Raw genomic sequence first — 22,552 nt, 5'->3', positions numbered from 1 at the left:
CCACCCGCGTCCGCTCGCGCCTCGGCGCGGCGCGCGGTCTCGTCTCGCTTCGCGGTGCGCGCGGCCGGTCGATCCGGTCGCGATCCACCACGATCCCGCCCGCATCCTGCATCACGAATATTGCTGCCAGGATCAGCATCTCGTCTCTCCCTTTGTCCTCGAAAGCGCAGAAAGCCGCGCGCGCTTCGTGGCGCGCGCGGCTTCTCAGGCGGCCGTCGTCATTTGGGAGGCTTGGGCTTCACCACGCCGGTCACGCCCAGCACGCCCTGCAGCGGCTGGGTCACCACATTGGTCACCGATCCCACACCGACACCGCTGGAGGGACTGACCACGCCGGTCACGGTCGAGGTCACCGTGCCGACCAGACCGGCATTGGCGCCGGCATTGCCCTGCGGCACCGGCGTAACGGCGGGAAGCAGCCCGCCGGTGCCGCCCGCGCCGGTCAGTCCGGGCACGGTCACGCTCACCAGCTTGCCCGCGCTCGCGGCATTGACCGTCGCCAGCCGCCCGGTCGACGGGTTCTGCGCCAGCACGTTCAGGCCGATCAGCGGCGATCCGTTCGGTCCACCGATCACCTTCCCCGCGCCCAGATCGAGCGACACCACATCGCCGATCCGTCCGCCGGTACCGCCCAGGATCAGCGTGCCGCCGCCGCCCAGTTGCACCAGAGTCTGGCCGGTCCGCCGGATCACGCCGGTCACCACCGCATCGACGATCCCGCCGCCGGGGATGCCCAGATTGGCGGTGACGTTCGCGGTCGTGCCCGCAACGCCGATCACCGCATTGCCCGAAGTCACCAGCAACGGACCGCTCATGCCGGTCGATCCACCCGATCCGCTGCCCGTTCCGCCACTGCCGCTGCCGGTTCCAGTCCCGGTTCCGCTGCCGCCGGACGATCCGCCGCCACCATTTGTCGCCGTATCGCCGGGCTCTTCCGCGGCGACCGACGTAGTGCCGACCGAAGCGACCCGGTAACTGCCGTTGCTCTCGCACGCCGCAAGGGCGAGTGCTGCCGTTGAGGCAAGCGCGAGCCTGCCCCATTGGCCATTGAACGAAGTCATGGCACCTCTCCTGTACGATTGCAGCACATGGTGCGCTGCCGATCGCTCCAAGAGTCGACTTGCTATGTAGTTCCATTTGCTTGGAATGATTCGACGTGAATCAGAAGTTAACTTGGCTTCGTCTTTAAATCACCGGGTGCGGGATTGCGGCAAATACAGTATCGCCCTTTAATTCCTCCAGAACCTTGATCGTCGCGGGTCACGCCCCATCTGTCGCCCGGGCATTGACGGACGCCGGGTGCGACCGCATATGGCGCCCGTTAGCACTCAAGCCTGTTGAGTGCTAAAACACCGAATCATCGCTTAGGAAGGATCAGCCATGAGCTTTCGTCCGTTGCACGACCGGGTCCTCGTTCGCCGCGTAGAGGCCGAACAGAAGACTGCCGGCGGCATCATCATCCCCGACACCGCCCAGGAAAAGCCGCAGGAAGGCGAAGTCGTCTCCGTGGGCTCGGGCACCAAGACCGAGGACGGCAAGGTTCTCCCGCTCGACGTCAAGGCCGGCGACCGCATCCTGTTCGGCAAGTGGTCGGGCACCGAGGTCAAGGTTGGCGGCGAAGACCTGCTGATCATGAAGGAAAGCGACATTCTGGGCATTGTTGGCTGACGCCAACGGGCTCGGGCTCGTCGCCTGAACTTGTCGCACGGCCTCGCGTGCGCGCACGCGTAGCCAGTGTGACTCTTGTGACTTTCGGCACCAACTTTTGAAATTTGAAAGGTCAGCCAACATGGCAGCCAAGGACGTAAAATTCAGTCGCGACGCGCGTGAGCGCATCCTGCGCGGCGTCGACACGCTCGCAGACGCGGTCAAGGTCACGCTGGGCCCGAAGGGCCGCAACGTCGTGATCGAAAAGAGCTTCGGCGCTCCGCGCATCACCAAGGACGGCGTCAGCGTCGCCAAGGAAATCGAACTCAAGGACAAGTTCGAGAATATGGGCGCGCAGATGCTGCGCGAAGTCGCGTCGAAGACCAACGACGTCGCCGGTGACGGCACCACCACCGCGACCGTGCTCGCTCAGGCGATCGTGCGCGAAGGCATGAAGTCGGTTGCCGCCGGCATGAACCCGATGGACCTGAAGCGCGGCATCGATCTCGCCGTCGGCAAGGTTGTCGAGGACGTGAAGGCGCGTTCGAAGCCCGTCTCGGGTTCGAGCGAGATCGCCCAGGTCGGCATCATCTCGGCCAATGGCGATCGTGAAGTCGGCGAGAAGATCGCCGAGGCGATGGAGAAGGTCGGCAAGGAAGGCGTGATCACCGTCGAGGAAGCGAAGGGTCTCGAATTCGAGCTCGACGTCGTCGAAGGCATGCAGTTCGACCGCGGCTACCTCTCGCCCTATTTCATCACCAACCCGGAAAAGATGACGGTCGAGCTCGCCGATCCGTACATCCTGATCCACGAGAAGAAGCTCTCGTCGCTCCAGGCGATGCTGCCGATCCTCGAAGCCGTGGTGCAGTCGGGCCGTCCGCTCCTGATCATCGCCGAGGACATCGACGGCGAGGCTCTGGCCACGCTGGTCGTGAACAAGCTGCGCGGCGGCCTGAAGGTCGCAGCGGTCAAGGCGCCGGGCTTCGGCGATCGCCGCAAGGCGATGCTGGAAGACATCGCGATCCTGACCAAGGGCGAAGTCATCAGCGAAGACCTGGGCATCAAGCTCGAGTCGGTTACGCTCGGCATGCTCGGCACCGCCAAGCGCGTCACCATCGACAAGGACAACACCACCATCGTCGACGGTGCGGGTGAAGCCGATGCGATCAAGGGCCGCACCGATGCGATCCGCCAGCAGATCGACATCACCACCAGCGATTACGACCGTGAGAAGCTCCAGGAGCGTCTCGCCAAGCTCGCCGGTGGCGTTGCCGTGATCAAGGTCGGCGGTGCTTCGGAAGTCGAAGTGAAGGAGCGCAAGGACCGCGTCGACGACGCGCTGCACGCAACCCGCGCAGCCGTCGAAGAAGGCATCGTCCCCGGTGGCGGCACCGCCCTGCTGTACGCAACCAAGGCGCTGGAAGGCGTCGAGGGCGCGAACGAGGACCAGACCCGCGGCGTGGACATCGTCCGCAAGTCGCTGACCGCGCTGGTTCGCCAGATCGCGCAGAATGCCGGCCATGACGGCGCCGTCGTGTCGGGCAAGCTGCTCGACCAGAACGACACCTCGTTCGGCTTCAACGCCGCGACCGACGTGTACGAAAATCTGGTGACCGCCGGCGTGATCGACCCGACCAAGGTCGTCCGCACCGCGCTGCAGAACGCGGCTTCGGTCGCCGGCCTGCTGATCACCACCGAAGCTGCCATCTCGGAACTGCCGGAAGACAAGCCGGCAATGCCGATGGGCGGCGGCGGCATGGGCGGCATGGGCGGTATGGATTTCTGACCTAGAGACGCCTGAATTAGCCCCGCTAATTCAGGACTCCTCAGGTCCGGACGGCGGGTCGGCAAAGCCGAACCCGGCCGACGAGTCCCCGGCTTTGCCGGGGACCGGATCCGAACCCAAAGCCTCTCAGGCAAAACAGAAAGGGCCGGCGGAGCGATCCGCCGGCCCTTTTCTATTCGCCAGCCTTCACCGGCTCGGCAAAGGTGATCCAGAACCCGTTGAGGTCGCGAACGATCAATTCGCGATTGCCGTGGAAGGCGTCATAGGGCGCCATCACCACCTCGACCCTGTCTCCCAGCCGCGCGAACAGCGCGTCGACGCCGTCCTCCGCAGAGGCAGGATGAAGGTCGATATAGAGGTCGAAGTCGCGCCGCTTCGCATCGCTCCGCGTGCCGCCCGCGTTCAGCATCACGCCGTCCTCACCCCAGCGCAGCATCGCCCAGTCGAGACCGATATCGGCGCCGGGCAACAGCCCCTCGCCCAGCGTATCGGCATCGCAGGCATGCCAGCCGGCCACGGTGAAGCCGATCGATTCATACCAGTGCGCGGTCTCCAGAACATCCGGCACATGGATCATCGGGGTGATATGGCGTCCCATCGGTCCCTCCAGCAGGTCTGCGGCAGATCATATAGATGCGCGCGGAAAGGGTCAGCCCGGTGTCAGCCCGCCAGATAATCCGGCCTAACCCCCGCCTCGTCCCAGTATCGCTTCAACCCCAGCCCCGCGACGATCGGATCGAACCGCGCATCCCCGCGCATCGCTCCGGTCGAGGGCATGAACAGCAATGCCGTCCGCCGCGCATTCTGCGGGGTGAACCCGCCCGGCAATGGCGGGAACCGCGCCGATCCGGTCGAGAAGCCCTTCGCGAAATAATAGGCATCGGCCAGCTCGAACGCGCTGTCGATCCGGCCCAAAGTCACCGCGAACTGCATCGCATTCTCGGCAAAGCCAGCCCCGCGATGCGCCGCCGCGACATTGACCCGCATCGCCTCGTCGATATCGGCGGGCACGCGCGTCGCCGCCGCCTTGGCCGCCAGCATCACCATCTCGATATTGTCGACCGGCACTTCCTGCGGCCGCCCGCTCAGTATCTGTCCCTGCGCCAGCGCCTGATCGGCCCGGCCAGTGTGGAGCAGCAGATAGAAGCGGGTGAACCAGACAGTGAGATCGGTCGGATACATCGCATAGACCTGCTCGATTGCCCGGTCCGCTTCGTCCAGCCTGCCCGAAGCCCATAGCGCCTGTACCCGCGAATAGAGCGTGCCGCGCGATGGCGGCGCGCTGAGCAGCGCATCGTCGAGCAGCCGCGCGGCTTCGCGGCACCGCCCCACGCTCATCATCAGGCCCGCCAGCGCACCGAGCAGCAAATCGTTGCCCGGATGCACCGCGATCGCCGCACGCAGCTCGTGCTCGATCCTCAGGTGATTGCCGCTGCGCGTCAGCAGCAACGCCAGCGCAGCCCGTCCCATCGCATTGCCCGGCTCGATCTGATCGGCCCGCGCGGCGGACGAGCGCGCAAACCCTTCGAACGGCTTGGCGAAGGGCGGCCCGCGCCAGCGCCCGATGATCGCATAGGCACAGGCCAACAGCCCCCAGCCATCGGCATAGCCGGGCCGCACATCGACGACATGGCGCAGCAGGTTGAGCGCCTGGGTATGCCCGCCATTGGTTTCCTGGCGCATCGCCGCCATCGCCTGATCGACAAACGGCGCCACCTCGGCGGGCACGCCCCGATCGTCACGCAGGCTCCTCCATCCCAGCCCGCCAACCACCGCCAGTCCTACCGCGCCGCCAGCCCGGATCAGCGTCCGCCGGCTCAGCGTCGGGGTCGGCTTCTCCACCAGCGTCTGCCCGTCGATCAGTAGCCGGTAGCCCACCTTGGTGACGGTTTCGATCCGGAACGCGCCTTGGCAGAACCCGTCGGCCGAGCGCCGCAGCCGCGAGATCACCCGGTTGATCGCATCCTCGCCCACCACCCGGCCTTCCCAGCAACGCTGGGTCAGCATGTCGCGCGTCACCACCGCGCCCTGCGCCTCGGCCAGCGCGACCAGCACCTGCATCACGCGCGGCTCGATCACTTCCTCGGCGCCATCGTCGCGCTTCAGCGTCCGCAACGGCGGCAGGACACGCACGCCGCCCAGTCGCAGCTCGTGCGCTTCTCCCAAGTCGATCCGGCGCAAATCCCCCAAGGTCCGATGTCCCGATTGTTTCGCCGCCAACTTTGCCCCGGCGGCTGAACGCCAGATGTATCGGGGCGGCCATCGGCTGTTCATCGGCAAGCGATCAGTTGGGGTCCCAATGCGCCATACCCGTGTATTGCGCAAATAAATCACTTCCCTTCGCCACCGTGCCGCGCCAGATTGCCGCCTTCGATTTCGACCTTCGGGGAAGCACCACATGACCGAACTCACCCGCCGCGAAGCGCTGACCGCCGCTGCGCTCGTCACCCTCGCCGCCGCCGCGCCCGCCTGGGCACAGGAGACCGCAAAGGCCGCCGCCGAATGGGATCTGACCGATCTGTTCAAGAGCGATGCGGATTGGGACGCGGCGCGCAAGGGCGCGCTGGCCCGGCTGCCGGAGATCGGGAAGTTCAAGGGACGGCTTGGCGAAAGCGCCGACGTGCTGGCGCAGGCGCTGGAGCTCCAGACCGAGCTGATCAAGATCACCTCGCGCGTCTATGTCTATGTCAGCCTGAAGGCCGACGAGGATGTCCGCGTCGCCGTGTGGCAGGAACGCCGGGCACAGGCCTATGACCTGTTCAGCCAGTTCGGCGCGGCCAGCGCCTGGGTCAGCCCCGAGCTGATCACGCTGGGTGCCGAGAAGATCAAGGCGTTCATCGGCGCGAATAGCGTGCTCAAGACCCGGTTCGACTTCTTCCTCGCCAACACCATCCGTCAGGCCGAACACACGCTGTCGGCCGAGGGCGAGCAGATTCTCGCGCTGTCCGCCTCGGCGCTGCAGACGCCGGACGAAGTCTCGGGCCAGCTGCGCTCGTCGGACATTCCCTGGCCGACGGTGAAGCTGTCGACCGGCACGGAAGTCCGTCTCGATTCTCAGGGCTATTCGGCCAATCGCGACGCGCCCAACCGCGAAGACCGCAAGCTGGTGTTCGACACCTTCTGGACCGCGCACGGCAAGTTCCAGAACTCGTTCGGGGCCACCTATAACGGTCAGGTGCAGGGCGACATCTTCAACGCCAAGGCACGCAAGTACAAGACGTCGCTGGAAGCCGCGATCTCGGGCAACAACATTCCCGAGGCGGTGTATCGCACGCTGGTCGAGGAAGCGAACAAGGGCCTGCCCCAGCTGCACCGCTATTTCGAGCTGCGCCGCAAGATGCTGAAGCTGCCCGACATCGGCTATTGGGACATCTATCCGCCGCTGGTCGCGCTCGATCGCAAGTTCACGCTCGATCAGATGCGCACCCTCACGCTCGAGGCCTGCAAGCCGCTGGGCAAGGATTATATGGACCGCATCTCGGCGGCGACCGCAGCCAAATGGATGGATCCCTGGCCGCGTCCGGGCAAGCGGCCGGGCGCGTACATGCAGCCGGGTGCCGCGGACGTGCATCCCTATCTGCTGCTCAACCTGACCGAGAAATATGATGGCCTGAGCACCTATGCCCATGAATGGGGCCATGCACTTCACACGCTGCTCGCGGTCGCCAACCAGCCCTATGAGAAGACCGACTATCCGATCTTCCTGGCCGAAATCGCGTCGACGCTGAACGAGGATCTGCTGAGCGCGTATATGCTCAAGAACGCCAAGACCAAGGAGGAGAAGCTCTTCTACCTCGGCCAGCAGATGGAGAATATCCGCGCGACCTTCTTCCGCCAGACCATGTTCGCCGAGTTCGAATTGAAGGCGCACGATCTGGCCGAAGCGGGCGAGGGCCTGTCGGGCGCGAAGTTCACCGAAATCTATTTCGACCTGCTCAAGCGCTATCACGGCCCGAACGTGAAGATGGAGACGGCGTACGGCAACGAATGGGCGTACATCCCCCATTTCTACAACGCCTTCTACGTCTATCAGTACGCCACCTGCCTCTCGGCCGCGGGCTATTTCTCGCGCGCGATCCTGAAGGGCGGCGCGAAGGAGCGCGACAATTACCTGTCGGTGCTGAAGGCCGGCGGATCGGACTATCCGACCGAGATCCTGAAGCGCGCCGGCCTCGATATGGCCAGCCCCGCGCCCTATCAGGCGCTGATCGCCAACTTCAAGGACGTGCTCGATCAGGCCGAAGCGCTGATCGGCTGAACCGGTTCCGGCTGCCGGTCCGCTTTAGTCGCGGGCCGGCGGCCCGGCCTCCACGATCACGCGCAAGCCACCCATCGGGCTGGTCTCCAGCGCCAGCGTGCCACCCATCCGCAGCACCGCCTTGTGGCTGGTCGCCAGTCCCAGCCCCGCGCCGCCGCCCTGCGCGGGATCGAGCCGGCGGAAGGGCATCAGCATCTCGGCCCGGCGATCCTCGGGAATGCCGGGGCCGTCATCGTCCACGCTCAACACGAAACCGTCCCCGCGCGGCGCCAGCCCCACCTCGATCGCCTGCGCATGGCGCGCGGCATTGCCGATCAGATTGGCCAGCACCCGCTTCAGCGCGATCGGATAGCCGGGCAGCGACAGCGAATCCGGGCCGGAATAGAGGATATCGGCTCCGGCATCGGCCGCATTGTCGACCGCAGTGATCGCGATCGTCGCAATGTCGATCAGGCGCGGCGCTTCCTCAGCATCGTCGCGGACGAAGGCCAAAGTCGCTTCGATGAACCGCTCCATCTCCTCCAGATCGGCGTTCATCGATTCGCGCGTCTCCGGATCGTCGAGCAATGCCGTCCGCAATTGCAGCCGCTGGATCGGCGTGCGCAGATCGTGCGAGACCGCGATCAGCGACTGGCTGTGATCCTCCACCAGCTTGAGCAACCGCTCCTGCATCGCGGAAAAGGCCGTGGCGACGCGGCGCACCTCGTGCGGCCCGGCAACCGCGATCTCCGCTGCCTGCCCCCGCCCGGTCTGGTCTGCGGCGTTGGCGAGATCGCGCAAGGGGCGCACCAGCGCGCGGATCATCAGCAGCGCGGCGACCAGCACCAGCGCCATCAGCCCCAGATGCATCAGCGTCGATACCAGCACGCCCGGCGGCGCCGCGAGATAGGGCGTCACGCGGAAGGTGACGAACGAACCGTCGGCCAGTTGCATCGCGCCGACCAGATCGCGCTGTCCGCGGGTCTGCGACGGCAGGATCGTCAGGCGCAGCTGCCGCCCGGCCAGTGCCGCCTCATGCGCGGCCAGTCGCGCGCGCATCTCGCCCAGCCGGTCGAGCGACGGCGTGAAATCGGTGATGACCGTGCGCGGCACCCAGTTGAGTGCGAGTCCCGGGTGCGACATGCCATTGGCGATCCGCGCGCGATCCTGCCGCGGCGCGGCGGACACCGCACGATCGGCCGCGACCAGCGCCTGCGCCACGCGCGCCGTCTCCTCCGACGAGGTCAGCTCACGCGTCTCCCACGCATAGAGTGCGACATTGCCGATCAGTTCGAGCATCAGCGCCGCAAGCAGCACCAGCGCGATGCGGCCCACCATGCCGCGCGGTCGCCGCCACATGGTCAGCTGCGCGTGACGTCGGCCGCGAACATATAGCCCACGCCACGGATCGTGCGGATCATCGGCGGCGAGCGGCGGCCGTCGCCCAGCTTGCGGCGCAGGCGGCTGACCTGCACGTCGATGCTGCGGTCGGTCGAATGGCCGATCCGGCTGCGCGACATCTCCAGCAACCGCTCGCGGCTGATCATCCGCTGCGGATGGCGCAACAGGGTCAGCAGCAATTCCTGCTCCGCCGCGGTCAGCTCCACCGCCGCGCCGTTCGGCGCGATCAGCTCGCGGCGGCGCGCGTGATAGCGCCACCCGGCAAAGTCGAAATGATCGGGCGCCGGCACGTCGAGCGGCACGTGCAGGTCGCTCGCCCGGCGCAGCACCGCGCGCACCCGCGCCAGCAGCTCGGGCCGGCCGAACGGCTTGGCGATATAATCGTCCGCACCCAGATCGAGGCCGACCACCCGGTCGCTCTCCTGCCCGCGCGCGCTGACCATCACGATCGGCACCTTGCTGCGTGCCCGGATCGCCCGGCACAGCTCCAGCCCGTTGGTGCCCGGCAGGGTGATGTCGAGCAGGATCAGGTCGATCGGCCGCGCCGCCATCGCCGCTTCCAGCTCGTTGCCATCGGCCGCGCCGGTGACCTCATACCCGCACTCGCGCAGGATCCGCGTCAGCAGCGCACGGACACCCGCATCGTCTTCCACCACCACGATATGCGCCGGGCTGTCCCCGCGCATCGGCTCGGCTTCGGGCGCCAGCGGCTTCAATTGTAACAAAGTATTGCTCCAGCCTTATTGCGAACGGTTTGCATTGACCTGACTGCCCCTGCGGACCAATCGCGCCTCCGACCTAATTGCTAATCATTCGCAATATTACTCGGGGGTATCAATGCTCAATCTGTCCTCTCGCACGGCGCCTCTCTTTGCAGGCTCGGCACTTGCTACACTGTCGCTGGCGCTGGTGCAGCCCGCTTTCGCACAGTCCGCCGCATCGGAGGACAGCGGCGAGATCGTGGTCACCGCCGCGGGCTTCGAACAGAAGATCACCAACGCGCCCGCCAGCATCAGCGTGATCAGCCGCGAGGATCTGCAGACCAAGCGCTTCGGCAGCCTTGCCGAAGCGCTGGCCGATGTCGAAGGCGTCGATGTCGGCGCGACCGCGGGCAAGACCGGCGGTCTCAACATCTCGATCCGCGGCATGCCGAGCGACTATACCCTCGTGCTGGTCGACGGCCGCCGCCAGAATTCGCCGGGCAGCGTGACGCCCAACGGCTTCGGCGAAACCTCGACCGGCTTCCTGCCGCCCTTCTCGGCGATCGAGCGGATCGAAGTGGTGCGCGGACCCATGTCCACGCTCTACGGTTCGGACGCGATGGGCGGTGTCATCAACCTGATCACCCGCAAGACCGGCGACCGCTGGGTCGGCACCGCCAGCGCCGAAGCGACGATCCAGGAGAATGACCAGTTCGGCAACATCTACTCGGCCAACGCCTTCGCGCAGGGACCCATCGTCCGCGACCTGATCGGGCTGAGCCTGCGCGGCAGCATCTATCGCCGCGAAGCATCGGCGCTGACCTATGACAATGTCGCCGGCACGCCCGTCGTCGTCAGCACCCGCGGCCCCAGCCCGGTCGAAGCCGATATCTACACCTATGGCGGCCGCCTGACCCTGACCCCCAGCGCGGATCACGATCTGTGGTTCGAATTCGACCGCGCCGAACAGACCTATGACAACACCTCGGGCCAGCTCGGCACCTACAGCGTCGCGGGCGGATACGGCCCCTATCAGAAGTTCAACCGCGACAACTACGTGGTCGCCCACACCTGGCGCATGGGCAGCTTCGGCAGCCTCGAGACCACGCTGACCCGCAACATCACCGAGACGATCGGCCGCACCGTTCCGCCGAACACGCCGGGCGTGGTCGCGGGCACCCCGCGCACGCTGGAAGCGACCAACAGCATCGCCGACACCCGTTTCGTCGGCAATGCCGGCGCCTTCACCTTCACGCTGGGCGGGCAATATTGGCACGCCAAGATGATCGATGGCGTTGCGCCTGCGCCCTACAAGTTCGAGCAATGGGCGCTGTTCGCCGAAAACGAACTGAAGATCGCCGAGACGCTCCGCCTGACGGTCGGCGCCCGTTACGACGATCACTCGACCTTCGGCGGCAAGCTGTCCCCGCGCGGCTATCTGGTGTGGAACCCCACCGAGTCGCTCACGGTGAAGGGTGGCGTCAGCCGCGGCTTCAAGACCCCGCGCCTCGATCAGATTGCGGAGGGCATTACCGGCTTCGGCGGACAGGGCACCATTCCCCTGATCGGCAGCCCGGGCCTGAAGCCCGAGACCAGCACCACCTATGAAGCCGGCATCTATTTCGACGATGGCGGGTTGGTCAGCGGCAACGTCACCGTCTTCAACAACGACTTCAACGACAAGATCGCCAGCGGCCCCGGCATCCCCAATTGCCGCTTCGCCGGCAATCTCAACCGCCCGGGCTGCCTCGATGTCGGCGCTTTCCCCAATGTCGATCTGTTCGGCCAGTCGATCAACATCGACAAGGCGACCACCCGCGGCGGCGAACTCGCGCTGCGCTTCGAATTCACCCCGCGCCTGACGCTCGGCCTCAACTACACCTATACCGAAAGCGAGCAGAAGAGCGGGGCGGAGATCGGCCAGCCGCTGACCAACACGCCCAAGCACATGATCAACGGCAATCTGCGCTGGCGCCCGACCGATCGCGTGTCGGCATGGGTCCGCTCCGAAATCCGCTCCAGCCGCTATCGCGGTGTCGGCGCGGCACAGACCGCACTCGGCGACTTCGGCGGCTATGCGCTGTTCCACCTCGGCGGCTCGTTCGCGGTGACCGAGAAGTTCCGCCTGAGCGCCACGGTGTTCAACCTGCTCGACACCGACTTCGTCCGCTATTTGCCCTACCAGAGCGGCGCGACCACGGTGTACGCGGCCGAATATGCCAACAACCAGGAAGGCCGCCGCCTCTGGCTCTCGGCGACGATCGACTTCTAAATCCTCCCCCGGAGGGGGAGGGGAACCGCGAAGCGGTGGAGGGGGACGCCTCAAGCGACATCGCCAGCGGCGTCCCCCTCCGTCAGCCTTTGGCTGCCACCTCCCCCTCCGGGGGAGGATTGGCGGAATGTCGATTGGCTTTAGGTGGTACCGGGACGGCCTGCTCCGCCCCTGTTCAGCCTTTCAACATCTCCGTCAGCCACGCGTCGGCGATCAGGTCGATCACCAGATGCACCCGGTCCACATCGCCATGGTTCGCGGCGCTGTGCGGATCGGACAGGCGCAGATACCAGGCCTCGCCCGGCAGCATCGTCACGGGCTGGCGGTTGACGAAGAATTCCACCCCCGGATTGGTCGTCACCGGCACATGGATCCGCGCCCAGCCTTCCTCGGCGGCAAGGTCATGGTCGCGATGTTCCTTGATCGTCGATCCCGGCGTCAGCCGCATCAGCCGCACGCACGTGACCGGGCAGCGGAACGCCGCAAGCACCTCGGCGAAATAGGGCGTGCGCGACAGGAAGGGCGTATCGACGAAATCAGTCGCGTCGGGTGGCGAATAGATCATCATCACCGGATGCGTCGCCCCGGCATGCGCGCGCAGCGGCAGCGCGCTCCAGTCGCCTTCGTAATTCTGGGTGACGAAATGGGCGATCCAGTCATCGCCTTCGAACATCGCCAGATCTGCCGCCAGCCGCGCGGGATCGAAGGTGAGCGGCAGGCGCACCCGGTCCGGAAACTGCGCCTCGCGCGTCTGGGATATGATCGTCGCCACTGCGCACGACCCTATCCCATGCCCTTGCGATTGCAATGCGGCGCGCGGACGGCGATGACCTGGGCATGGACACTCCGTTCGACCGTTTCCGCGCCGCCGTGATGGCCGATCCAGCAATCCAGCAGCATCTCGCCGATACGACGGACAACTCGGAGTTCGAGCAGCGCGCGATCGCGGTTGCGGCGGAAGGCGGCATCGAACTCGCGCCCGCTGACCTCGCATCCGCGTTGAAACCGGATCCCCTCGGCCTCGCCAGCCTGCTCTCGCCGCCCCGGCTGGAAGCGGCGTGGCCGCCCAGAGGGTGGCTGCCCTCGCATGTCGCACCCGAATCGGGATTTGCGGTCGACTGGACCCATTTCGCCGGAGCAACGCTCGACCGGCCCTTCTTCGCAGAATCGATCCGCGACGCGCGCGCGCTACCGTTCAACCGCGCCGTCCATTATCGCACCGGCTTCGACACCTTCGTCACCGGCACGGACCCGGATGCGCTCGCGCCGGCCGGCTTCATCTTCCACATGTCGCGCTGCGGCTCGACACTCGCGGCTCAAATGCTCGCGGCCGATCCGGCGAACATCGTGCTGTCCGAAGCCGCGCCGCTCGATTCGATCCTCCAGATCCCGCTGATGGTACAGGATGCTCCGTTCGAGACCGTGGTCGCCGCGGTCCGCGCGATGGTGCTCGCTTATGGCCGCGGCACCGCGGGCAAGGCGCAGCGCTATTTCATCAAGACCGACAGCTGGCACATCTTCGCCCTGCCGCTGCTGCGCGCCGCTTTTCCGGAGACGCCCTGGGTATTCCTGTATCGCGATCCGGTGGAGGTGCTGGTGTCGCAGGCGCGCATGGCCGGAAGCCAGGTCGCACCCGGCGTGGTCCCGCCGCAGATGTTCGGGATCGATCCGGCCGAGACGCATTTGCCGGGCGACGAATATACCGCACGCGTCCTCGCCAGCACCTGTGCCGCCGCGATCCAGCATTGGGATCAGGGCGGCGGGATGATGGTCAACTATCACACGCTGCCCGACGCGCTGTTCACCCGCATCCTTCCCCATTTCGGGGTGGAGATCGACGCGGAGACCCGCACGCGGATGGAAGCCGCCTCGCGCCGCAACGCCAAGGATCCGAACGCCGCCTTCAAGCAGGACAGCGCAGAGAAGCAGGCCGAAGCCAGCGCTTCCCTGCGCGCCATCGCCGAGAACCATTTCGCCGGTATCTATACCCGGCTCGAGGAACTCAGCGCTTCATCGCCTCGATGATCTTCTTCACTTCCTGACTGCGCCCGCGCGGCAGCACCAGGATATCGTCGCCATGCGCGACCACGATCAGGTCGCTGACCCCGACCAGCGCCACCTTCTTGCCCGCGCCCGAACGGACGAGGCAATTGCTGGTCTCGACGATCACCACATCGCCGAAGCAGACATTATTCTCGCCGTCGCAATCGCTGATCCCGTGCAGCGCGTCCCAGCTGCCGACATCGCTCCAGCCCATCGCGACGGGCACCACGGCCACGCGCTCCGCCTTCTCCATCACTGCATAGTCGATCGAATCCGAAGGCGAGGCGGCGAACAGATCGGCATCGGGATAGATGCGGGTCCCCTCGCGCCGCGCCGCCGCCATCGATGCCTGGGCAGACGCCAGCATGTCCGGCGCATGCACGCTCAGCGCGCCCAGGAAGATATCCGCCCGGAACAGGAAGATGCCGCCGTTCCACGCGTGGTCGCCCGCCGCCAGCATCGCTTGCGCCTTGTCGAGCGGCGGCTTCTCGACGAAGCGCTCGACCTTGTGAACGCCACCCGCGATTTCCTCGCCCACCTTGATCCAGCCATAACCGGTCTCGGGCGCATCCGGCGTGATGCCGAACGTCACCAGCCAGCCCTGCTCGACCAGCGGCAGCGCGGCATGGATCGCGGCGTGGAAGGCATCGACATCGCCGATGACGTGATCGGACGGCATCACCAGCAGCGGATCGGCCCCGCCTGCCGCCAGTGCCGCCAGCGCGATCGCGGGCGCGGTGTTTCGGCCCATCGGCTCGAGGATCAGCGCCTGCGCATCCTCGCCGACATGGCCCAGCTGCGCCTCGACCAGCTCGGCATGCGCCGCATTGGCCACCACAATCGGCTTGCCGAACCGCTCGCTGCCGCTGGTCCGCCTTGCGGTGAGCTGCAGCATCGTCTCCTCGGCAGTCAGCGCCAGCAGCTGCTTGGGCCGTTCGGGCCGGGATTCGGGCCAGAGACGCGTTCCCGATCCGCCCGACAGGATAACAGGGATGATCGGCTTTGAATCCGGCATGCGTAATGATCCTCCAGGAACGACCGTGATGGTGGTGAATGCCCCGCGCGTCAAACACACTGGGCAGGTTTCGTTTCCATCCCGCGTCAAAGTTCGCACCCGGCACGTCATCCCGGCGCAGGCCGGGATCTTATGAGGCGGCGCGGCGCCATTGCCGCTTGAGACCCGGGCTTTCGCCGGGGTGGCGTTCGTTTGGCGCTGTGTCGGATTTGTTTACACTTCCCCTCTAGAACGGCCGGGTCATGATCCGCCTGTTCAAGCATTATGTACCCAATGCCGTGCTGCTGCTCGGCGTGCTGGATTTCATCCTGCTGCTCGTCGCGGGCGAGCTGGGCTGGGTCTGGCGCCAGCATCAGCTGGGGCTGACCCCCGATCCGATCCTGTCGCGCGTGCCGCAACTCGCGGCCTTCGCGGTCACGCTGGAGATCGCGATGATCTCGATCGGCGTCTATGGCGCGGATTCGGTCCAGTCGCTGCGCCACGCCACCGCGCGGCTGATCGTATCGATCTCGCTCGGCATCATCTTCCTCAGCGCGATCTTCTTCCTCGTCCAGCTCGACTATTGGCGCTCGAACCTCGTCTACGCGATGGGCGCGTCGATCACATTGCTGCTGATCCTGCGCATCCTGCTGGGCAAGACGCTGGGCAGCCAGGCGTTCAAGCGCCGCATCGTCGTGCTCGGCGCGGGTGCCCGCGCGCAGCGGCTGAAGGATCTGGCCAAGGCCCCCGGCTCGGCGTTCGTCGTGGTCGGCTATATCTCGATGAGCGACGTCCACCGCGTCATTCCCGAAGCCATCGCCCGCGATGCGATCTACAATCTCGCCGACCATGTCGTGGTGCTCAATGCCAGCGAAGTGGTGCTGGCGCTCGAGGAACGCCGCAACGCGCTGCCGCTCAAGGATCTGCTGCGGATCAAGACCACCGGCGTCCATGTCAACGAGATCTCGACCTTCCTCGAACGCGAGACCGGCCGCGTCGACCTCGATTCGGTCAATCCCAGCTGGCTGATCTTCTCCGACGGTTTCTCGTCGGGCCGGATGTTCTCCAGCATGTTCAAGCGGCTGTTCGATATCGGCGCCAGCCTGTTGCTGCTGGTGCTGGCGACTCCGCTGATCCTGATCGGTGCGCTGGCCGTGAAGCTGGATTCGAAGGGCCCCGCTTTCTACCGCCAGCGCCGTGTCGGCATCTATGGCCAGGGCTTCGACATCATCAAGCTGCGCTCGATGCGCATCGACGCCGAGGTCGCCGGACAGGCCGTCTGGGCCGAGAAGGACGATCCGCGCATCACCCGCGTCGGCCGCATCATCCGCAAGCTGCGCATCGACGAACTGCCGCAGTGCTGGAGCGTGCTGAAGGGCGAGATGAGCTTTGTCGGCCCGCGTCCCGAGCGTCCCCAGTTCGTCGAGGATCTCGAACAGAAGCTGCCTTATTATGCCGAGCGCCACATGGTGAAGCCGGGCATCACCGGCTGGGCGCAGATCAACTATCCCTATGGCGCGTCGATCGAGGACAGCCGCCAGAAGCTCGAATACGATCTCTATTACGCGAAGAACTACTCGCCCTTCCTCGACATTCTCATCCTCCTCCAGACGATGAGGGTGGTGCTCTTCCCCGAAGGCGCGCGCTGATGTTCGCCGCCCTGATCCTGTGGACGCATGCCCTTGCCGCATTGCTGTTCGGCGCGCTGGCGCTGTGGGCATGGCGGCGCAAGGAAGGCGCGCCGCGCCGCCCGCTGGCCCTAGCGCTGGCGGCGACGGCACTATGGGCACTTTCGGTCGCGGGGCTGGGCAGTGGCGAGACCGGGACCAGCTTTGCCGAGCTGCTGCGCAACCTCGCCTGGCTCGCTTTCATGATCGTGCTTCACCGGCGCGACGGCAATGTCCGCCCGCCGGTCGCGCTCGGCACCGTCTACGGCGTCGTGGTGCTGGTGTCGGTCGCATCGGTCGTGCTGCACATCATCGGCATGTCGGACGATCCGATGGCGGGCGAGTTCCTCGCTGCGTCGCTACTGATGCGCATGTTGTTCGCAGTCGCCGCGCTGGTGTTGATCCGCGCGCTGCACCAGGCGATCGCGCCAGAGACCAGCGTGGGGTTGCGCTGGACCGTCCGCGCGCTCGCCGCGATCTGGTTCATCGATTTCAACCTGGTCAGCGTCGCCTATATCACCGCCGCATGGCCGCAGGCGCTGCTTGCGCTGCGCGGCCTCGGCATGATCGCCGTCGCCGGCGCGATGGCTGCAGCGCTCCAGCGCAAGGACGAATGGAACGTCTCGGTCTCGCGCACCGTCGCCTATCAGTCGCTGTCGCTCGTCGCGATCCTCGCCTTTTTCGCGCTGCTCGCGCTCACCACCAGCGCCATCGCCACCGTCGGCGGCGCGAACGCCCGCGTGCTGCAGACCGCCTTCGTCTTCGGATCGACCGCGGCGATGCTCACGCTGGTTTCCTCCACCTGGCTGCGCGCCTGGCTGAAGGTGAAGCTGGCCAAGCATTTCTTCCGCCATCGCTACGACTATCGCGCCGAATGGATGCGCTTCACCGATACGCTGGGCAGCCCGGCGGGCGCCGCTCCGCTGGACGAACGCATCGTCAAGGCGATTGCCGATCTGGTCGAATCGCCCGGCGGCACACTGCTCGTTCCCGAAGGCCAGGGCCTCGGCCACGGCGCGGTGTGGAACTGGGACAGCGACGCGACCGGCCCCGCCGAAGCCGCGCTCGCCCAGCATCTCGCCAATACCGGCCGCATCCTCGAGCTGGACGGACTGCGCGGCGCCGACAGCGTCGAAGCGGCTTTGCTTCCCCAGTGGATGCTCGACCGCACCGATGCCTGGGTGCTCGTACCCCTGCCGCATCTCGGCACGCTGACCGGCGCGATCCTGCTCGCCCGCCCCCCGCTCGACCGCGCGCTCGACTGGGAGGATTTCGATCTGCTCAAGGTCGCCGGCCGCCAGGTCGCCTCCTATCTCGCCGAAGCCCGCGCGCAGGAAGCCCTCGCCGACGCCCAGCGCTTCGACGAGTTCAACCGCCGTTTCGCCTTCATCCTCCACGACATCAAGAATCTGGTGAGCCAGTTGACCCTGACCGCGCGCAATGCCGAGCGCCATGCCGACAAGCCCGAATTCCGCGCCGACATGGTCGAGACGCTGCGCGATTCCGCGGAGAAGATGACCGCCCTGCTCGCGCGCCTGTCGCAGCATGGCCCCCGCCGCGCCGAACCGCTCCGCGCGGTCGAGATCCTGCCTTTGGTCGAACGCATCGCCGCCGAGCGCAGTGCGCAGCATCCGGTGGTCGCATCGGGCCATCCCGCGATCGCCTTCGCCGATCCCGCCGCGCTCGATCAGCTGCTCGCCCATCTCGTCCAGAACGCGATCGACGCCAGCCCGGCCAGCGAGCCGGTGACCATCGCCGTCGCCGGCGACGCGAACCATGTCACCATCGAGGTGATCGACCACGGCATCGGCATGTCGCCCGGTTTCGTCCGCGACAAATTGTTCAAGCCGTTCGTCTCGTCCAAGTCGGGCGGGTTCGGCATCGGCGCGTTCGAGGCGCGCCAGCTGGCCACCCAGATGGACGGCCGCATCGACGTCACCAGTCGTGAGGGTGCGGGCAGCCGCTTCCGCGTCACCCTGCGCACGGCATTGGTGCCCACCACGGAGCGCGCGGCATGAGCGAGATGAAGCCGGTCCAGTCCAAGCTGCTGATCGTCGAGGACGATGCCGGGCTGCAGCGCCAGCTGCGCTGGGCCTATGACGGGCACGAGATCTTCACCGCCTCCACCCGCGAGGAAGCCATTGCGCTCGTCCGCGCGGAGGAGCCGCCGGTCGTCACGCTCGATCTCGGCCTGCCGCCCGATCCCGATGGCACCACCGAAGGCTTCGCCACGCTCGAGGCGATCCTGACCCTGCGTCCGGATACCAAGGTGATCGTCGCCTCGGGCCATGGCGCTCGCGAATCGATGCTGCGCGCGATCGAGATGGGCGCGTGGGATTTCTACCAGAAGCCGATCGACATCGACGCGCTGGGCCTGATCGTCGCTCGCGCCTTCCACGTCCATGCGCTCGAGGCCGAAAATCGGCGCCTCGCCGAACGGATCGAGGGCGGCGCGGTGCTGGGCGGCATGCTCACCGCCAGCCCCGAGATGCTCAAGGTCACCCGTACCATCGAACGCGTGGCCGTGGCCGACGTATCGGTCATGCTGCTGGGCGCCAGCGGCACCGGCAAGGAACTGCTCGCCCGTGGCCTGCACGAGGCCAGTCCGCGCCGGAAGGGCAATTTCATCGCGATCAACTGCGCCGCGATCCCCGACACGTTGCTCGAATCCGAACTGTTCGGGCACGAAAAGGGTGCGTTCACCGGTGCGGTGAAGACCACCGAGGGCAAGATCGAGCTCGCCCATGGCGGCACGCTGTTCCTCGACGAAATCGGCGATGTGCCGCTGCCGCTGCAGGTCAAGCTGCTGCGCTTCCTGCAGGAACGCGTGATCGAGCGGATCGGCGGGCGCAAGGCGATCCCGGTCGATACCCGCATCGTCTGCGCCACCCACCGCGATATCGACGCTATGGTCGCCTCGGGCGATTTCCGCGAGGACCTCTATTACCGTCTCGCCGAGATCGTGGTGAAGATCCCCAGCCTTGCCGAACGGCCGGGCGATGCCGGGCTGCTCGCGCGCCATTTCCTCAAGAAATACACGGCAGCCATGAACACCGGCGCCAGGAATTTCGCGCCCGACGCGCTCGCCGCGATCGACGCATGGGGCTGGCCGGGCAATGTCCGCGAACTGGAAAACCGGGTGAAGCGCGCCGCGATCATGGCCGATGGCAAGCATGTCACCGCAGCCGATCTCGACCTGGAAAGCGCCGAGGATGCAGCACTTCCGATCAATCTCAAGGCCGCGCGCGAAACCGCCGATCGCAAGGCGATCCGCCACGCGCTCGCGCGCGCCGAAGGCAATATCTCCGGCACCGCGCGCCTGCTCGGGATCAGCCGCCCCACCCTCTACGATCTGATGAAGGCCTATGACCTCCAGCCGTAAGCGCCGCGTCTACAGCAATCCGCACAACGCCGCGCGCGGGCCGGTGGTGCGGCGCGTCCTCGTGATCGCCGCCTGCCTCGGCGCGTTCGGCATCGCGCTCTACGCCTTCTTCGCGCTCACCCCGACACGCACCAATCCCGAGGCCTCGCGCGCCTCGGTCGAAAAGGCCGCGCAGTTCCTCAGCGCCGACAATGCCAGCGCCGCGCGTCAGGCAACCCTCGACGCCGTGCGTCAGGATCCCGGCTCGGCCGCCGCCCATTATGTGCTCGCGCTCTCGCAATTGAAGCTGAAGGACGGCGTCGGCGCCGAAGCCGAGCTGAAGCGCGCAGTCGATGCCGGTTACGACGCCAAGCGCATCGCCCATCTGCGTGCCGAAGCGCTGCTGCTTCAGGGTGACGCCGAACGCGCCATCGCCGAAGCCGAAAAGACCGATCCGCGCGACCGCGCCTATGGTCTGCGCGTGCGCGGCCGCGCGATGACCACGCTCAACAACTGGAGCGAAGCCGCCGCCGCGCTTCAGGAGGCCGTCCGCATCGCTCCGAACGATGCCGATGCCTGGACCGATCTCGGCCGCTTCCGCTACACCGCAGGCGATATCTCAGGCGCGATCCTCGCCTCGCAAAAGGCGGTTCAGGTCGATTCCGGCAATGTCGACGCGCTGGTGCTGCGCGGCGAGGTGGTGCGCAGCCAGTACGGCCTTGTCGCGGCGCTGCCATGGTTCGAACAGGCGCTGAAGCGCGATCCCTATTATCACGACGCGCTGATCGAATATGCCGCGACCTTGGGCGATGCGGGCCGCACCATCGACATGCTCGCCGCCACCCGCAAGGCGCTGGAAGCCAAGCCCGGCAGCCCGCAAGCCTTCTATCTCCAGTCGGTCCTCGCCGCCCGCGCCGGCAATTTCGATCTCGCCCGCAACCTGCTGCAAAAGACCAATGGCGCGATCGATTCGCTGCCCGGCGCCCTGCTGCTCGGCAGCACGCTCGATCTCCAGTCCGGTGACAATGAGCAGGCAATCGAGAAATTGCGCCAGCTTGTCGGCCGCCAGCCGATGAATATCGAAGCACGCAAGCTGCTCGCGGTCGCGCTGCTGCGCACCGATTCGGCTCGCAACGCGATCGATATCCTGCGTCCGGTCGTCGCGCGCGGCGATGCAGACAGCTATGCGCTGACCCTCGTCGCCCGCGGCTTCGAACGGATCGGCGACCGCGAACAGGCCGCCCGCTTCCTCGATCGCGCCTCATGGCCCAAGCGCGCCGAAGCCGGCGCCTTCTCCGCGGACGACAGCGTCGCGGTGCTCGGCGCCGATGCACAGGAACGGCCCGACGATCCCTCGGCGGTGGTCCCGCTGATCCGCGCACTGCTCGCCGACGGCAATCGCGGCGGCGCGCTCGCCCGCGCCCAGCGCATTGCCAACGACAATCCCGGCGCACCCGCCGCGCATATCCTGGTCGGCGACCTGCTGATGCTGTCGGACCGGTTCGGCGACGCCGCCACCGCCTACAAGAACGCCGCCGCGCTCCGCTTCGACGAACCGACCATGCTCCGGCTGGTCGAGGCATTCGATCGCGCGGGCAATCGCGAGCAGGCCTCGAACACGCTGGCGCTGTTCCTCTCGCAGAACCCGATGAACGTCGCCGCGCTCCGCCTTTCGGCCCACTGGCAGCTCGCCAGCGGCGATTTCGACGCCGCGATCGACACGCTGGAGGGACTGCGCGCCCGCATCGGCGACCGCGACGCCGCGCTCAACGCCGAACTCGCCGCTGCCTATGCCGGTGCCGGCGAAACCGAAAAGGCCGAGGATTTCGGCGAGGCCGCCTATCTGCTCGCCCCGGGCAATCCCGCCATCGCCGATGCCTATGGCTGGGCCATGTATCAGAACGGCGCGCAAGCCGCGGGCCTCGAACTGCTGCAAAAGGCCGTCCGCCTCGCCCCCAATCATTCGGGCCTGCGCTGGCACCTCGCGCAAATCTATGCCGACATGAAACGCTTCCCCGAAGCCCGCGCCCATGCCGCGGCGGCACTCGCCGACCCCAGCTTCACCGATCGCGCCGCGGCGCAGGTACTGATGGGCAAGACCTCCTAAATCCTCTCCCGGAGGGAGAGGGGGACCAGCGAAGCTGGTGGAGAGGTATTCTCCGCGAGCGACGCCGATCGTTTGTGGCAACTACCCCTCCACCGCTTCGCGGTCCCCCTCCCCCTCCGGGGGAGGATTGTGTAACGCCCTCCCTATGGACCCGCTCGAACGCATCGCCGCCGCTCTCGAACGCCTCGCGCCCCCGCCGCCCGCTTCGGCGGATCCGCTCGCGCATCCGGCCTATGTCTGGCGCGATCATACCCTCACCGCCGCCCGCGCCTTCGCGCCGCTGCCGCTGGCGATGCTCCACGGCATGGATGCGCAGCGCGACGCGCTGGTCGCCAA

The 22,552-nt window shown here is 66.6% G+C and carries 16 protein-coding genes and 1 pseudogene; 10 read left to right on the top strand and 7 right to left on the bottom strand.

What is annotated here, in order from left to right; all coding sequences use genetic code 11:
• Nucleotides 1-218: 218 nt before the first annotated feature.
• Nucleotides 219-1,061: a hypothetical protein gene (locus tag P1X14_RS17425; RefSeq protein WP_277316686.1), complete on the bottom strand. Its 843-nt coding sequence runs from the start codon at nucleotides 1,059-1,061 to the stop codon at nucleotides 219-221.
• Between the two features lie 319 nt (nucleotides 1,062-1,380).
• Here P1X14_RS17425 and groES point away from each other — a divergent pair, with 319 nt between their 5' ends.
• Both groES and groL read left to right on the top strand, forming a co-directional pair.
• Nucleotides 1,381-1,668, top strand: a complete 288-nt coding sequence (gene groES, locus P1X14_RS17420; RefSeq protein WP_277316685.1) for a co-chaperone GroES — start codon at nucleotides 1,381-1,383, stop codon at nucleotides 1,666-1,668.
• A 121-nt stretch (nucleotides 1,669-1,789) separates the two neighbouring features.
• The gene (gene groL / locus P1X14_RS17415; protein ID WP_277316684.1) at nucleotides 1,790-3,433 is read left to right on the top strand and encodes a chaperonin GroEL; all 1,644 of its coding nucleotides are present in this window, start codon (nucleotides 1,790-1,792) and stop codon (nucleotides 3,431-3,433) included.
• A 172-nt stretch (nucleotides 3,434-3,605) separates the two neighbouring features.
• Here the strand turns inward: groL and P1X14_RS17410 are convergent, their stop codons facing one another.
• Both P1X14_RS17410 and P1X14_RS17405 read right to left on the bottom strand, forming a co-directional pair.
• Nucleotides 3,606-4,031, bottom strand: a complete 426-nt coding sequence (locus P1X14_RS17410) for a hypothetical protein (protein WP_277316683.1) — start codon at nucleotides 4,029-4,031, stop codon at nucleotides 3,606-3,608.
• A 62-nt stretch (nucleotides 4,032-4,093) separates the two neighbouring features.
• On the bottom strand, nucleotides 4,094-5,599 hold the full coding sequence (locus tag P1X14_RS17405) for a winged helix-turn-helix domain-containing protein (protein ID WP_277316682.1): 1,506 nt from the start codon (nucleotides 5,597-5,599) through the stop codon (nucleotides 4,094-4,096).
• A 232-nt stretch (nucleotides 5,600-5,831) separates the two neighbouring features.
• Here P1X14_RS17405 and pepF point away from each other — a divergent pair, with 232 nt between their 5' ends.
• Entirely contained in the window at nucleotides 5,832-7,691 is a 1,860-nt protein-coding gene (gene pepF / locus P1X14_RS17400; protein ID WP_277316681.1) for an oligoendopeptidase F, read from the top strand.
• 24 nt (nucleotides 7,692-7,715) lie between these two features.
• Here the strand turns inward: pepF and P1X14_RS17395 are convergent, their stop codons facing one another.
• Nucleotides 7,716-9,029, bottom strand: a complete 1,314-nt coding sequence (locus P1X14_RS17395; protein WP_277316680.1) for an ATP-binding protein — start codon at nucleotides 9,027-9,029, stop codon at nucleotides 7,716-7,718.
• A 2-nt stretch (nucleotides 9,030-9,031) separates the two neighbouring features.
• Complete coding sequence (locus P1X14_RS17390) at nucleotides 9,032-9,757, bottom strand: response regulator transcription factor (RefSeq protein WP_277316687.1); 726 nt, start codon at nucleotides 9,755-9,757, stop codon at nucleotides 9,032-9,034.
• 151 nt (nucleotides 9,758-9,908) lie between these two features.
• Between P1X14_RS17390 and P1X14_RS17385 the strand changes: the two genes are divergently transcribed.
• Nucleotides 9,909-12,044 (top strand): TonB-dependent receptor, encoded by a 2,136-nt coding sequence (locus P1X14_RS17385; protein ID WP_277316679.1) that lies wholly within the window; start codon nucleotides 9,909-9,911, stop codon nucleotides 12,042-12,044.
• 175 nt (nucleotides 12,045-12,219) lie between these two features.
• Here P1X14_RS17385 and P1X14_RS17380 read toward each other — a convergent pair whose 3' ends face one another.
• Nucleotides 12,220-12,816 carry an aspartyl/asparaginyl beta-hydroxylase domain-containing protein gene (locus P1X14_RS17380; RefSeq protein ID WP_277316678.1) on the bottom strand — a complete coding sequence of 199 codons (597 nt, stop codon included), beginning with the start codon at nucleotides 12,814-12,816 and terminating at the stop codon, nucleotides 12,220-12,222.
• 65 nt (nucleotides 12,817-12,881) lie between these two features.
• On the opposite strand from P1X14_RS17380, the gene P1X14_RS17375 reads away from it, so the two are divergent.
• Nucleotides 12,882-14,069 (top strand): sulfotransferase, encoded by a 1,188-nt coding sequence (locus tag P1X14_RS17375; RefSeq protein WP_277316677.1) that lies wholly within the window; start codon nucleotides 12,882-12,884, stop codon nucleotides 14,067-14,069.
• Here P1X14_RS17375 and P1X14_RS17370 read toward each other — a convergent pair.
• Nucleotides 14,047-15,102, bottom strand: coding sequence for a mannose-1-phosphate guanylyltransferase/mannose-6-phosphate isomerase (locus tag P1X14_RS17370; protein WP_277316676.1), 1,056 nt, complete (start codon nucleotides 15,100-15,102; stop codon nucleotides 14,047-14,049). The two genes, P1X14_RS17375 and P1X14_RS17370, sit on opposite strands and share 23 nt — an antisense overlap.
• 242 nt (nucleotides 15,103-15,344) lie before the next feature.
• Between P1X14_RS17370 and P1X14_RS17365 the strand changes: the two genes are divergently transcribed.
• From P1X14_RS17365 to P1X14_RS17345, 5 genes and pseudogenes are all read left to right on the top strand, one after another.
• The gene (locus P1X14_RS17365; RefSeq protein ID WP_277316675.1) at nucleotides 15,345-16,730 is read left to right on the top strand and encodes a TIGR03013 family XrtA/PEP-CTERM system glycosyltransferase; all 1,386 of its coding nucleotides are present in this window, start codon (nucleotides 15,345-15,347) and stop codon (nucleotides 16,728-16,730) included.
• A complete protein-coding gene (prsK, locus tag P1X14_RS17360; RefSeq protein ID WP_277316674.1) occupies nucleotides 16,730-18,766 on the top strand; it encodes an XrtA/PEP-CTERM system histidine kinase PrsK in 2,037 nt (678 codons plus the stop codon). Before P1X14_RS17365 ends, prsK begins: the two co-directional genes overlap by 1 nt.
• Complete coding sequence (gene prsR, locus P1X14_RS17355; protein ID WP_277316673.1) at nucleotides 18,763-20,130, top strand: PEP-CTERM-box response regulator transcription factor; 1,368 nt, start codon at nucleotides 18,763-18,765, stop codon at nucleotides 20,128-20,130. Before prsK ends, prsR begins: the two co-directional genes overlap by 4 nt.
• Nucleotides 20,114-22,216: a tetratricopeptide repeat protein gene (locus P1X14_RS17350; RefSeq protein WP_277316672.1), complete on the top strand. Its 2,103-nt coding sequence runs from the start codon at nucleotides 20,114-20,116 to the stop codon at nucleotides 22,214-22,216. Before prsR ends, P1X14_RS17350 begins: the two co-directional genes overlap by 17 nt.
• A gap of 145 nt (nucleotides 22,217-22,361) precedes the next feature.
• Nucleotides 22,362-22,552 (top strand): annotated as a pseudogene (locus P1X14_RS17345) (ATPase); the annotation flags it as partial.

The organism is Sphingomonas sp. AOB5 (assembly GCF_029433115.1).
Lineage (GTDB): Bacteria > Pseudomonadota > Alphaproteobacteria > Sphingomonadales > Sphingomonadaceae > Sphingomonas.
This window is presented reverse-complemented; position numbering and strand designations above follow the sequence as displayed.